The organism is Paraburkholderia sp. BGA-UO-ETr-F21 (assembly GCF_059567925.1).
This window is the reverse complement of record NZ_JCAQOY010000039.1, coordinates 75650-88302: the sequence shown is the minus strand read 5'-3', so window position 1 is coordinate 88302 and position 12653 is coordinate 75650. Positions and strand designations below refer to the sequence as shown.

Here is a 12653-nt window from a genome sequence, read left to right as displayed (position 1 = left end):
CCGCGCGAAGATCACTTGAAGCGGCCCGTCCGTTGATTGGCTTCCGGCAATTGCCGCGATTCACGCATAGACTTTGCATGCCATAGACGCGCGCCGCCTTCAATGCCGGCATCGTTTGAAACGGTCGTCACGTTTGCCGGCAGATCGAACTTGAGCCGCGCGGCGTTGCCGCCACCAATCCACAGTTTGTCGTAGTTCACCAGCGCGCTCAGGATCCCGATCACCTTCTGAACGCGCCGGTTCCAGCGTTTGTTTCCGACTTTCTCACGCGCCCCCTCGCCGATGTATTCGTCGTAAGCCACGCCCTTCTTGCTGACCGGGTGATGCGCAAGCTCCAGATGGGGCATCAGCTCACCGTCGCGGAACATCGCCGTCCCCGCGCCCGTGCCGAGCGTCAGCACGAATTCGAGGCCTTGGCCCTGGATCGCGGCGAAACCCTGCATCTCGGCGTCGTTGATCATACGAACCGGCAATCCGCCCAGGCGCTGTGCCAGTGAATCAGCCAGCGGAATATCGTGCCAGCCTTCGACGCCAAAGTGCGGCGCGGTCAGAATACGGTTGTTACGCACCACGCCCGGAAAGCCGATCGACATCAGCGTAGGTGGCTCCTGCTCGACGAGCGGCGCGACCAGCGTCGCCAGCACGTCCACGAGTTGATCCGGCGTACACGGATGCGGTGTCGCCACTCGCACGCGCTCCGTTTTCATCTTGCCGTCCGCGTCGATGATCGCGGCTTTCAAACCCGTGCCACCAACGTCGATCGCCAGAATTCGCTCGGTACTGCTTGTCACTTTCGTCTTACGTGTCGCCACGGTGTCCCCCGATTGTGTTGGTGCGGCTCGTCGGATTACTTCTTCTGAACGGCGTCCTGTTTCAACGGCCGCCATGCGTGACCGTCGCGCGCCAATAGCGCGTCTGCTTCCGCGGGACCTTCGCTGCCGGCCGCATAACCATGCACCGGCATCGCACCGCCCGATTTCGGATGCAGCACGTCGTCCACCGCGCACCAGCTCGTTTCGATACTGTCGGCACGCTGAAATAACGTCTCATCGCCGAGCATGCAGTCGTAGAGCAAGGTCTCGTAGCCGACGTTCGCCCGCTCCGCGAAAAAGTCGCCGTAGTCGAACGAGGACTGCACTGGGCCGATGTGCATGACCGGCCCCGGCGTCTTCACGTTGAAGTCGAAGCTCGTGCCATGCGCGGGATCGATGCGCAAGGTCAGCACGTTAGGCGTAAGTGCGTCCACTGGAGTGTCACGAAACAGGCGGAACGGCACCGGTTTCAGTTGCACCGAGATTTCCGTGCGACGCGCGGCCAAGCGCTTGCCGGTGCGCAGATAGAACGGCACGCCGGCCCAACGCCAGTTCTCGACGAACACGCGTGCCGCTGCGTAGGTTTCCGTCGTGCTGTCCGGCGCGACGTCCGGCTCCTCGCGGTAGCCGACACCTGCCGGGCCCTTTGCATATTGACCGAACACGACGTCGTCCGGAGTCAGCGGCTGGATAGCGTCGAAGATCTCGGCCTTCTTGTCGCGCACGGCTTCGGCGTCGAACGAATTGGGCGGCTCCATGGCGACCATGCCGAGCAACTGGAACAGATGGTTCGGCACCATGTCGCGGAACGCACCGGTCTGTTCGTAGAATTTGCCGCGCCCCTCCACGCCGATCGTCTCCGCGGCGGTGATCTGCACACAGTCGATATATTCGCGCCGCCACATCGGTTCGAACAGCGCATTGGCGAAGCGCACCGCGAGAATGCTCTGCACGGTGTCCTTGCCGAGAAAGTGATCGATGCGATAGACCTGCGATTCCTTTGCGTACGACAGGATATGCGCGTTCAGATCGCGTGCCGAAGCGAGATCGGTGCCGAACGGTTTTTCGATCACAAGCCGGCGGAAGCCGCCGCTGTCACCCTCTTTCAGCAGGCCAGCATTGCCGAGACGCTCGACGATCGGTTTAAAAAACCGCGAGCTGACCGCGAGATAGAAGATCACGTTAGCGCCCGGCGCTTGCTCGATCTTTTGCTTGAGCTTCGCGAAGACATCGTCGGTTTCGAATTCGCCGGCCATGTATTCGAGCCGTTGCGCAACCCAGTCCCACGCCTGGTCGTCGAGCTTGCCGGCGTGGAAGGTACTGGCTTTATCTGCGGCAAACTGTTCGAGCGACTTGTGCAGGTCTTCGCGCCACTCGCTCGTCTCGCGTTCGCCATGATTCACCCCGATGATTTTCATCCCGCCGTCGAGCAGGCTGTCCACCGCCAGGTTGTAGAGCGCCGGCATGAGGAGCCGTTTCGTCAGGTCGCCGCCCGCGCCGAAGATCACCAGCGTACAAGGTGGCGCGGGCCGCTTGCCAGCCGGAGAAGCCGGCGCTTGCTGCGGGCTCGCGCTGACTTTGCAACTCGGCTGTTGACTGGCGGCGGGGCGAGCGGATGTTCGGTTATTCGGTGTAGTCGACATGGGATTCACTTTTGGAAACCAATGGAACGAACGTGGTGATACATGAAAGACCACGCTTGAACCCACACAGTTCAAAAACCGCCGCGCGCCCCTTTTCGCCGTGCGATGTTGTAGGGCTTATGTAACCTCACTCACCTCATAGACTCGGCGCCGCCGCGCACTACTTCGCCGATGCGTGCGCGGGCTCGGGTGCGGATGCCGGCGCGGGCTCGAGCGACCGCGCCGCCGCTGTGGCTTGCGCCGACGATGAAGCCGCCACAGGCTCCCGGTCCGTTTCGCCCGGCAACGGCACGTTGCCCGATGCGCCCATCACGCGCGGCTGCAATAACAAGGCGACCAGACCGGTCCAGCCGGTTTGATGCGAAGCGCCCACGCCGCGCCCGGTATCGCCATGAAAATACTCATGGAACAGGATCAGGTCGCGCGAGCGCGGGTCGGTCTGCAATAACGGATACGCGCCCATGACCGGACGCTCGCCGTCCTTGTTCTTGAGAAACAGCGTGGTACACCGGCGCGCCAGCTCGTCTGCAATTTCGCTCAGCGTGAACGCCTGGCCCGAGCCGGTCGGATACTCGACTTTGAAATCGTCGCCATAGTAGCGATGAAATTCATACAGCGATTCGATCAGCAAATAGTTCACCGGCATCCAGACCGGACCGCGCCAGTTCGAATTACCGCCGAACACGCGCGTATCGGATTCGGCCGGCAAATACTTCACGGTAAAACTGTCGCCGTTGTGATTGAACACGAACGGCTGATCGCGATGAACGCGCGAGAGCGCCCGCACGCCGTGATCGGAGAGAAATTCGCTTTCGTCGAGCGCACGGCGCAGCAATGCTTTCATCCGATGCCCGCGCAATAGCGAGAGCAACAGCGAGTTACCCTTGCCCGGCTCGTTCCAGCGCGAAACCAGCTTCGCCAAATCGGGCCGATGTTCGAGGAACCAGACAAGCCGCTCACGCAAACACGGCAAGCCGCCATGCAGACGCTCTTCGAGCACATGCACGGCAAACAGCGGAATCAGCCCCACGATCGAGCGCAGGCGCATGGGAACGCTGCTGCCGTCCGGCAAACGCAGCTTGTCGTAGAAGAACTCGTCCTCGCTGTCCCACAAGCCGGTATCGCAGCCGTCGTCGCAACTCACGGCTTGCGCGATATACAGAAAGTGCTCGAAGAACTTCACGCCGATGTCGACGAAAACATGATTGGCGTACGCGAGTTCCAGCGCGATACGCATCAGGTCGAGCGCGTACGCGGCCATCCATGCGGTACCGTCGGCCTGGTCGATGTGGCCGCCGGTCGGCAGCGGCGACGAGCGGTCGAAAATACCGACGTTGTCCAGCCCAAGAAAGCCGCCCTGAAAAATGTTGTGGCCGTCGGCGTCCTTACGGTTTACCCACCAGGAGAAGTTCAGCAGCAGCTTGTGGAAAACGAGTTCGAGAAAATCGCGATCGCCCTTGCCCGTGAGCGCGCGGTCGATTTCGTACACGCGCCACGCGGCCCACGCATGCACCGGCGGATTGGCGTCGCCGAGCGCCCACTCATACGCAGGAATCTGGCCGTTCGGATGCTGATAGCGGTCCTTCACCAGCAACAGCAATTGCCGCTTCGCGAACGCCGGGTCGATCAGCGCGAACGCGGCGGCATGAAACGCCAGGTCCCACGACGCATACCACGGGTATTCCCACTTGTCGGGCATCGACACGATGTCCGCGTTGCACAAGTGCCGCCAGTCCATATTGCGGCCATGCTTGCGGCTCGCAGGCGGCGCAGGCTGAAGCGGGTCGCCCTCGAGCCAGCGTTGCACGTCGTACTGGTAGTACTGCTTCGACCACAGCATGCCGGCGAGCGCCTGACGCTGCACGAGGCGCGCGTCGGGGTCGGTAATATCGTGCTGCAACGCGCCATAGAACTCGTCGGCCTCGGCAATGCGGTGCGCGAATATCGCGTCGGCGTCGAGTTGCACGTCGTCGGGACTCGACTGCGGACGCCAGCGCATGTACACGACCGCACGTCCACGGGGTTCGAGCTCGATCGCAGCATGCGCGCCGGCCTTGGTGCCTGCATTTCGGCGAATCGCGTGTTCATCGCCGTGCACGAGATAATCGTTGAAACCGTCTTTGAACGGACCCGCGCCGTCCATATTGAAGAGACGCTTGACGTTGGTGTCGTTCTCGCAGAAGAGCCATGTCACCGGCGCGTCTTTCGACCATGCCGTGACGACGATCGGCTCCTGGCCATGCTGATGCCCGACCACATGCGCCTCGCCATTGTGGTCATTGCCGGCAACGAGCGAGGGCTTGTCCTTGTTCTCCTTCCACGACCACGAATTGCGCGCCCAGATTTGCGGCAGCACATCCAGTGAGGCCGCCTGGTCCGCGCGATTCTCGATGGTCACGCGCATGAGGATATCGTCCGGCGCGTGTTTCGCGTATTCCACCTGCACGTCGAAGTAGCGCAAATCGTCGAACACGCCCGTGTCGAGAATTTCGTACTCCGGCATGTCGCCGCCGCGTCGCGCGTTTTCCTGCACGAGGTCTTCGTAGGGATAGGCGGCATGCGGGTATTTGTAGAGCATGCGCATGTACGAATGCGTCGGCGTGCCGTCGACGTAAAAGTACAGCTCTTTCACATCTTCGCCGTGATTGCCTTGAGCATTCGTGAGACCGAACAGGCGCTCCTTCAGGATCGCGTCCTTGCGATTCCAGAGCGCGAGCGAAATGCACCAGCTCAGCTTGTCGTCGCCGAATCCGGCAATGCCGTCTTCGCCCCAGCGGTAAGCGCGGCTGCGCGCATGGTCGTGCGGAAACGAGTCCCACGCTGTACCGTCCGCGCTGTAATCCTCGCGCACGGTGCCCCATTGACGCTCGCTGAGATACGGTCCCCAGCGCTGCCAATGCGCACAGTCGGCCGAATGGAGCCGTGAACCCTCAATGGTGGCGAGCAGATTGGCAGCGCGCAGCGGTGGCATGACTACGTCCTTGCATCAGGCTTGGCGGTGTGACACACATCGTAGCGCGGTTTAGGCGCCGGCGGTCGGCAACCGGGCAAGCAGCGTTTCCATGCGCAGCAACTCACCCAGCGACCAGGCCTGAAAGGGCGTGCCGGCTGGTGCGTGCGGCGCGTCGCCATCGGCGATTTCAGAGAGATGATCGAGGCCGGCATGATCGAGATGCGCGTAGAGCGGGTCGAGAAAGCGCGTTTTCGCTTGCATGCGGGCGTCCGCCTCGCCGCCGTGGATCCGCAGCCACGCTTCGACAAACGGACCGAGCAGCCACGGCCACGCGGTTCCTTGATGATAGGCGCCATCGCGCTCCAATGGAGGCCCGCCGTAGTGTCCGCGATAAGCAGGGTCGGACGGTGCGAGCGTCCTCAGCCCCAGCGGCGTGAGCAACTGCGCTTCGACCTGATCGAGCACCGCACGCGCCGCCGCGCCTTGCAGCAAGGGAAACGGCAGTCCGCCTATGGCGAAGATCTGGTTGGGGCGGATCGAGCGGTCGATCGCGCCTTTGACGTGATCGACATCGACGTTGTCGAAGAGCGCTTGGGTGGCTGGATCGATGAAGCGTTCATGAAACGCTTGCAACGCTCGGTCGGCGGCACTCTGCCACTGCGAATTCCACGTTGCTGCAATGCGCAATGCGTTGATCCAGAGCGCCTGCACCTCGACCGGCTTGCCGATGCGCGGCGTCACCACCCAGTCGCCGACTTTCGCATCCATCCACGTGAGTTGCACGCCGGGTACGCCGGCGCTGAGCAGGCCGTCGTCGGCGGATGCCTGGATGTTGAAGCGCGTGCCTTTCGTGTAGCCCGCGAGGATGGATTCGCTCGCCTGTTGCAGACGCTGCTGCGTCGCAAGGCTAGCGTGATGGGTCGCGAGATAGTCGTGCACGGCGACGATGAACCACAGCGACGCATCCACCGAGTTGTATTCCGGCGTGTCGCCATAGTCGGGGAAGCGATTTGGCAGCATGCCTTCGGATAGCGTGCCTGACCATTCGAGCAGGATCGCTTCAGCGTCGTCGAGCCGGCCCGATGCGATCAGCAAGCCGCGCATTGCGATGAAGGTGTCGCGCCCCCAATCGGTGAACCATGGAAAACCCGCGAGGATCGTGCGGCCTTCGTTGCGTCCGACCACGTAGGCATCGGCAGAACGTTGCAGGCGAGAGCCAAGGGCGTCGCGGCGCCGTTGTTCGATGCGCGCGAGTTCTGTCGCATGCGCGGCTGCCGGCATTGCGCCTGGAGATTGCGTTGCGCTCGCAGTGTGAGAAGCGCTGAGAATCATCACGGCTTCACCATCGGCGAGATTGAAGGTGAACACGCCGGGCGTCGCGAGATCCTCGCTGAAATCGAGCCCACGTTCCCGCTCGCGAACGTAGCAGAAGTTGCGATACCAATCCGGCGCGTGGGCGTAGACGCCGTTCGTCGCACACTGGATCACCGGCAGATCGCCGTAGGGTTGCCAGTTCACGCTGGCCCGATCGTCGCTCGTCTGCGCATTGAAATTGAACGCGGCGTTTTCATGATGCAGTGCGTGGTAGTCGCGGCCCGATAGCAGCGGCCTGACGTTCAATGTGAGAGGGTTTGCTGCAGCTTTGTTTCCGACACCCTCCAGACGCCAGCGCAAAACCGTTTCGCGGGTCGCCTTGCTAACGAACACATCGGCGCTCAGCACGAGATGCGTGTCGAGTTGCATACGCCACGTCGGCCACGGCGCGGTGTCGAACGTAACCAGACTCGCTGTCAGGTCCGGATAGATCAGATCCGGCACGTATCGCTGCATGCTCAACGGATAACGCTTGCCATTCGCCTCCAGCCACGCCTCCACGCCGTTGACAAGCACGACACGCCCGCCTGGCGCACGCGTAGCCGAGAGCAGCAGCGCGTGATAACGGCGCGTGCGCAGCATGCTGACCGTACCTGACGCGAACCCGCCGAAGCCATCCGCTTCCAGCCATTCGTCTTCGAGACGCGTGATGTCGAAAGGTCGTTCGATGTGTGTCATGAACTTACCGGTTGAACAAAGCCGTCAATCATTCGGTGTGCCTGGACGACAGGCACATGGCGCTGCGGTGACCATTCTCCTACTTATCACTTTCCGCTTCCTTTCGAAAAACCGACTCGCGGACGCAAGTTTTACCACTCGCAAACGTTTCACAATTATTTCTTGAAAGGGTTGGAGACTGCATCCGCTTTCACGAAACTGGATGCAAAACATGAGAAGAGACAAAGGCCTCACGAGTGACGCCTGGATTGCCGCTCGGCTTGCCGCTTTGGTTGCGCTTGCAACTTTAGCGTTGAGCGGTTGCGGTGCGGATGATTCCGAGCCTTCCGCAGCGTCTTCATCGCAAGCCGTTGCCGGCAACGATGCCGCGCCCGGTGCGGCGATATCGCCCGCCACGCCGATCCTCAACGCATCTTCAACGCTTGCCGCAAACCCAACCGCGGCCTCCGATCCGATCACGCAGAACATGCAAGCCAGTCTCGCCGCGGACAACCAGCAAGTCGCACCCGTCATGCATTACGCGCCCGGCGACAGCGGCAGCAGCAACTGACCCGATTCCACCGGCGCGCGAGCCGCGCTATTCTTTTCCCACGCAGAAGGTGATATTCGATGACATCAACTAGCCGTCGCCGTTTCCTGCAGACCGTGGCTTCATCCGCGGGCGCTGCTGCCGCACTGACCGCACTGCCCGAGTCGATTCGCAACGCACTTGCCGTTCCCGCGTTTTCGCGCACCGGCACGATCCGCGATGTCGAGCACATCGTCGTGTTCATGCAGGAGAACCGCTCGTTCGACCACTACTTCGGCCACCTGCGCGGTGTGCGTGGCTACAACGACCGCTTCCCGATTCCGCTGCCCAACGGCAAGCCGGTGTGGTATCAGCCGTCGAAGGAAGATCCGACCCAGCCGGTCCTGCCGTTCCATCTGAACACGGCGACCACCAGCGCGCAATGCGTCGGCGATCTGGATCACTCCTGGTACAAGACCCATGCCGCAATCGACGGCGGCCGCTACGACCAATGGCCGGCCACCAAGACCGACATGACAATGGGTTATCACCTGCGCAGCGACATTCCGTTCCATTACGCGCTGGCCGACGCGTTCACCATCTGCGACGCGTACTTCTGCTCGCTGCCGGGACCGACGCACCCGAACCGCTCGTATCTGATGACCGGCATGGTCGATCCGACCGGCACGCTGGGTGGTCCGCTGCTCGACAACAACGATTTCGTCGACGGCGACGGGCCGCCGAATTACCAGTTGCTCTCGTGGACCACGTATCCGGAGCGTCTGCAAGCCGCGGGCATTTCGTGGCAGGTCTACCAGCAAGGCCTGACTGGCGCCGATCCGCTGAACGGCAACTACGGCACCAACATCCTGCAGAACTTCACGAATTTCATCAACGCGCAGCCGGGTTCGCCGTTGTATGAGCGCGCGCAAACCGTGCGCACCATCGCCGACCTGAAGGCCGACGTGCTGGCCAACAAGCTGCCGCAAGTATCGTGGTTGTGCCCGCCGGCTGCGTACTCGGAACACCCGAGCTACACGCCCGCATACGGCGCGGAATACACCTCGCAGATTCTGGATGCGCTGACGTCGAATCCCGAAGTCTGGAGCAAGACCGTGCTGTTCATCATGTACGACGAGAACGACGGCTTCTTCGATCACCTCGTGCCGCCGCAACCGGCCACGACCGGCGCGCAAGGCAAGTCGACGGTCAGCACCGAAGGCGAAATTCACAACGTGGTGAATCCGTTACGGGGCGGCAGCTACGCCGCCGACGGCCTGCCCTACGGCCTCGGCCCGCGCGTGCCGATGACCATCGTGTCGCCGTGGAGCAAGGGTGGCTTTGTGTGCTCGCAGGTGTTCGATCACACGTCGGTGATTCGCTTCATTGAAGCGCGCTTTGGCGTGTATGAGCCGAACATCACGGCATGGCGCCGCGCGGTGTGCGGCGACCTGACCACGGCGTTCGACTTCCGCACGCCGGACTCGAAGGTGCCGCCGCTGCCGGACACGAGCAACTACAAGAGCATCGCCGACAACCAGTGCGCCACGCAGCCGAAGCCGACCGTCCCCGCGACGCCGGGCGCGATCGATCCGCAGGAAAGCGGGATTCGTTTCGCGCGCGCGTTGCCGTACGAGTTGCATGTGAACGGGCACGCAGACGCGAAGAAGAACACGTTCGAAATCTCGATCGGTAACACCGGCGATCAGGGCGCGCATTTCTATCTGTACTCGACCAATCGCACGGACGGCCCGTGGCGTTACACCGTCGAAGCAGGCAAGTCGCTCAACGAAACGTTCGATCTGACGGTGACCAACGGCGTATACACGTTCGAAGTGTTCGGGCCGAATGGTTTCGTGCGCAAGTTTGCGGGCAACACGCAGCAGGCGACGGCGCAGAACGCGCAGTTCGCAGGCGGCCACGGCAACAACAAGCGCGCGGAGCCGGAAGTGAAGGTGCAATACGACGTCGCGAACGGTAACGTGTTCCTCAAGTTCAGCAACAAGGGCGGCGGCATTGCGCGTTTGACGGTGACGGACAACGCCTACGGTGCGCGCGCTCGTCCGGTGCTGGTGCCGGCAGGCGCCCATATCGAAGAAGCGTGGGTACTGGCGTCGAGCCATCACTGGTACGACTTGACGGTGACGAGCAACGACGACGCCAGCTTCTCGCGCCGCCTTGCGGGTCACGTCGAGAATGGGCGGCCGAGCATTAGCGATCCGGCGGCGGTCGCGCCGGTGTTGGTGGCGAATTAAGAGCGGGTCATGCGCGCTGGGCTTCAATCGGGTAGGTGGCTGGTTTGGAAGGCTCGATCGAAGCCCAGTTGCGCGAGCACGCTCTGCAGAAAATCGTGCGCGGCGTTAAAGTGAAGCTCCACTATCGCTTTGCCGAGGCACACGCTATGGACCGTAACGCATTCACCGAAAGCCTGACGAAAGAAGGCTTCCCCGACGCCGTGGTTGTCACGCGCGAGGCGAACGTAGAAATGGAAGTTCACGAGCATCCCTTCGAAGCCAAGGCGCTGATCCTTGAAGGCGAAATGAATATACGCGTGGGCGACGAAGAGCGCGCGTATCACGTCGGCGACGTTTTCCACGTGCCTGCGAACAAACCTCATTCGGAGCGCTATGGCCCGAACGGCGTGACGTATCTGGTGGGCAGGAAGCAGTAAGGCGCGGCCTGGTAGACAGTCCGCGCCCATAGAAAGAAAACTGTCAGGCGCCCAGCAATACCCCGGTCCTGAAAGGGCGCGTGCCCGTTACGCGCCCGAGCGGTGCGCCGGCCGTCACAAAGCGAATCGCGCGTCGCATGTAGAACACACCTTCCGTTTTGCTGACGATGGTTGTCGTCTCGTCCGTTAGCGGATCGACGATATCGAATAGCGGTTGCCCGACGCGAATCGTGTCGCCAATCTTCGCGCGATGAATGAGGATTCCGCTCGCAGGCGCATAGAACTGTTCGCTGCCGGCCAGCGGCGTGGCCGGCGCCAGCAATTCCGGCAAAGGCTTCGCTTCGAGCTGGATCGCTCTGCGCCACACGAGGTAATCCACCAGCGCGTCGGCATCTTCCTGAGCGACCTCGTAGGAGACGTCGCGCTGTCCGCGGCATTCCACGGTCACGGCAATCGCACCGTTAGGCACCGGCTTGTCGGCCGGCAACGCCTGCTGCAATTGCCACCACAACAGGCTATGCGTTTCGTCGAATGCTTCGCCGCCCGAGTTGGTGGCGAGCAACGACGCCTGCGCCCCGAGATAGCGCGACAAAGGCTCGAACTCGGCCCACGCGGCCTCGCTCGTATAGAGATGCATCGCGGCTTCGAGCGAACAGTGCAAATCGATAATCACATCCGCGTCGAACGAGAGTTTCAACATTGCCAGTTGCAGCGATTCGAATTCCGTCAACGGTTTCTGCGCGGCCAGTTCTTCGCCAATCAGCTGGCGAACAATCCGCACATTCTCGGCGGCATCGGAACCCAACGCTTCTTTGGCTTGGGCCACCAACTTCGGAAACTGCAGGAAGTGGCGATTGAAGTTCTTCCCGCTGCCCAGATCGAAGCGGCCAAGAAACTGGCCGAGCACATATTGTCCGAGCCCGACCGGATTCGCTACCGGCACCAGGACGATTTCCGCGTTCAGCGCACCCTGCTTCTCCAGTTCGAGCAAACGGCGCTTGAGCAATACCGTCGTCAGCATGGCGGGCGTTTCATCGGCATGCAGCGACGACTGGATATAGATCTTCTGACCGCTATTCGCGGGTCCGAAGTGAAACGACACCAGTTCACGGTGCGTGCCGATAGCCGGCGAGAGAAGCGGAATCGATTGCCTGTTCATGAGCGTGAGTCTTTAGAAGAAAGTCGGGAGTCGGAGAATCAGTTTCCGTACGGATCGAAGTCGAAGTACTTCTTCGCGATCTGCGCATACGTGCCGTCCTTGCGCATCGAGGCGATCGCCTCGTTGATCGAGGCCTGCACCGCAGTCTCGTCCTTACGCAAGCCGATGCCTACGCCGCGATCGCCCATCGAGAGCGGTTCGCCCACGAACGCAAAGCCCTTGCCCGCCGGCGTGCGCAAGAATCCATAGTCCGCCTCCACCGAACCGAGCAACGCGCCGTCGAGTCGCCCGTTCTCCAGGTCGGCGAAGACTTCTTCCTGGCTCTTGTACGCCACCACGTGCACGCCGAGCGGCGCCCAGTTCTTCAGCGCATACCCTTCGAACTGCGTGCCAGACTGCACGCCGATCGACTTGCCGGCCAGCGCGTTCAAGCCGCCCGCGAGCGCGGAGCCTTGCCGCGCGATCAGCCGAGATTTGAACTGGAACAGTTTCGACGAAAACAGAATCTGCTGTTCGCGCTTTTCCGTGATCGCCATTGAAGACAGGATCGCGTCGATCTTGCGCGCCTGCAACGCAGGAATCATCCCCGAGAATTCGAGTTCCACCCACTGGCAGCGCGCGTGAATGCGCTTGCAGATTTCATTGCCGAGATCGACGTCGAAGCCTTTGAAACTGCCGTCGGGCGCTTTGGAGTCCATCGGCGGATAGGTCGGATCGATGCCGAGGCGCAGCGTGGTGGAATCAGCGGCAAACGCGACACTGCTGAAAGCCAGCGCGGCGCTCAAGATCATCAGCGAAATTTTCATGGGAGGACGGAGTGTGAGGTGGGCGGATTGACTACGGTGCCATCCTATG

Annotated in this window: 9 protein-coding genes; 3 read left to right on the top strand and 6 right to left on the bottom strand. The window is 61.8% G+C overall.

From position 1 onward, the window contains the following. Window positions 1-11: 11 nt before the first annotated feature. The 4 genes from AC57B1_RS29875 to AC57B1_RS29860 form a co-directional block, all read right to left on the bottom strand. Complete coding sequence (locus AC57B1_RS29875) at window positions 12-812, bottom strand: ROK family protein (RefSeq protein ID WP_496419489.1); 801 nt, start codon at window positions 810-812, stop codon at window positions 12-14. A gap of 35 nt (window positions 813-847) precedes the next feature. Then, on the bottom strand, window positions 848-2455 hold the full coding sequence (gene zwf / locus AC57B1_RS29870; RefSeq protein ID WP_496419488.1) for a glucose-6-phosphate dehydrogenase: 1608 nt from the start codon (window positions 2453-2455) through the stop codon (window positions 848-850). Between the two features lie 160 nt (window positions 2456-2615). Continuing rightward, window positions 2616-5426, bottom strand: a complete 2811-nt coding sequence (locus tag AC57B1_RS29865) for an MGH1-like glycoside hydrolase domain-containing protein (protein ID WP_496419487.1) — start codon at window positions 5424-5426, stop codon at window positions 2616-2618. Between the two features lie 51 nt (window positions 5427-5477). Next, a complete protein-coding gene (locus tag AC57B1_RS29860) occupies window positions 5478-7460 on the bottom strand; it encodes an amylo-alpha-1,6-glucosidase (RefSeq protein WP_496419486.1) in 1983 nt (660 codons plus the stop codon). Between the two features lie 211 nt (window positions 7461-7671). Here AC57B1_RS29860 and AC57B1_RS29855 point away from each other — a divergent pair, with 211 nt between their 5' ends. The 3 genes from AC57B1_RS29855 (at window position 7672) to AC57B1_RS29845 (ending at window position 10639) form a co-directional block, all read left to right on the top strand. Beyond that, a complete protein-coding gene (locus AC57B1_RS29855; RefSeq protein WP_496419485.1) occupies window positions 7672-8010 on the top strand; it encodes a hypothetical protein in 339 nt (112 codons plus the stop codon). Window positions 8011-8069: 59 nt separating this feature from the next. Next, window positions 8070-10223 carry a phosphocholine-specific phospholipase C gene (locus AC57B1_RS29850; RefSeq protein ID WP_496419484.1) on the top strand — a complete coding sequence of 718 codons (2154 nt, stop codon included), beginning with the start codon at window positions 8070-8072 and terminating at the stop codon, window positions 10221-10223. 146 nt (window positions 10224-10369) lie between these two features. After that, window positions 10370-10639, top strand: coding sequence for a cupin domain-containing protein (locus AC57B1_RS29845; RefSeq protein ID WP_408294840.1), 270 nt, complete (start codon window positions 10370-10372; stop codon window positions 10637-10639). A gap of 43 nt (window positions 10640-10682) precedes the next feature. Here the strand turns inward: AC57B1_RS29845 and AC57B1_RS29840 are convergent, their stop codons facing one another. Both AC57B1_RS29840 and AC57B1_RS29835 read right to left on the bottom strand, forming a co-directional pair. Beyond that, window positions 10683-11798, bottom strand: coding sequence for a succinylglutamate desuccinylase/aspartoacylase family protein (locus AC57B1_RS29840; RefSeq protein WP_408350787.1), 1116 nt, complete (start codon window positions 11796-11798; stop codon window positions 10683-10685). Window positions 11799-11836: 38 nt separating this feature from the next. Next, window positions 11837-12604 carry a transporter substrate-binding domain-containing protein gene (locus AC57B1_RS29835; RefSeq protein ID WP_496419483.1) on the bottom strand — a complete coding sequence of 256 codons (768 nt, stop codon included), beginning with the start codon at window positions 12602-12604 and terminating at the stop codon, window positions 11837-11839. Window positions 12605-12653 lie beyond the last annotated feature (49 nt).

Bases quoted from the DNA above. Each gene is read 5' to 3' on its own strand.
- zwf (WP_496419488.1), bottom strand. From the start codon at position 2,455: ATGTCGACTACACCGAATAACCGAACATCCGCTCGCCCCGCCGCCAGT.
- AC57B1_RS29865 (WP_496419487.1), bottom strand. From the start codon at position 5,426: ATGCCACCGCTGCGCGCTGCCAATCTGCTCGCCACCATTGAGGGTTCA.
- AC57B1_RS29860 (WP_496419486.1), bottom strand. From the start codon at position 7,460: ATGACACACATCGAACGACCTTTCGACATCACGCGTCTCGAAGACGAA.
- AC57B1_RS29855 (WP_496419485.1), top strand. From the start codon at position 7,672: ATGAGAAGAGACAAAGGCCTCACGAGTGACGCCTGGATTGCCGCTCGG.
- AC57B1_RS29850 (WP_496419484.1), top strand. From the start codon at position 8,070: ATGACATCAACTAGCCGTCGCCGTTTCCTGCAGACCGTGGCTTCATCC.
- AC57B1_RS29845 (WP_408294840.1), top strand. From the start codon at position 10,370: ATGGACCGTAACGCATTCACCGAAAGCCTGACGAAAGAAGGCTTCCCC.
- AC57B1_RS29840 (WP_408350787.1), bottom strand. From the start codon at position 11,798: ATGAACAGGCAATCGATTCCGCTTCTCTCGCCGGCTATCGGCACGCAC.
- AC57B1_RS29835 (WP_496419483.1), bottom strand. From the start codon at position 12,604: ATGAAAATTTCGCTGATGATCTTGAGCGCCGCGCTGGCTTTCAGCAGT.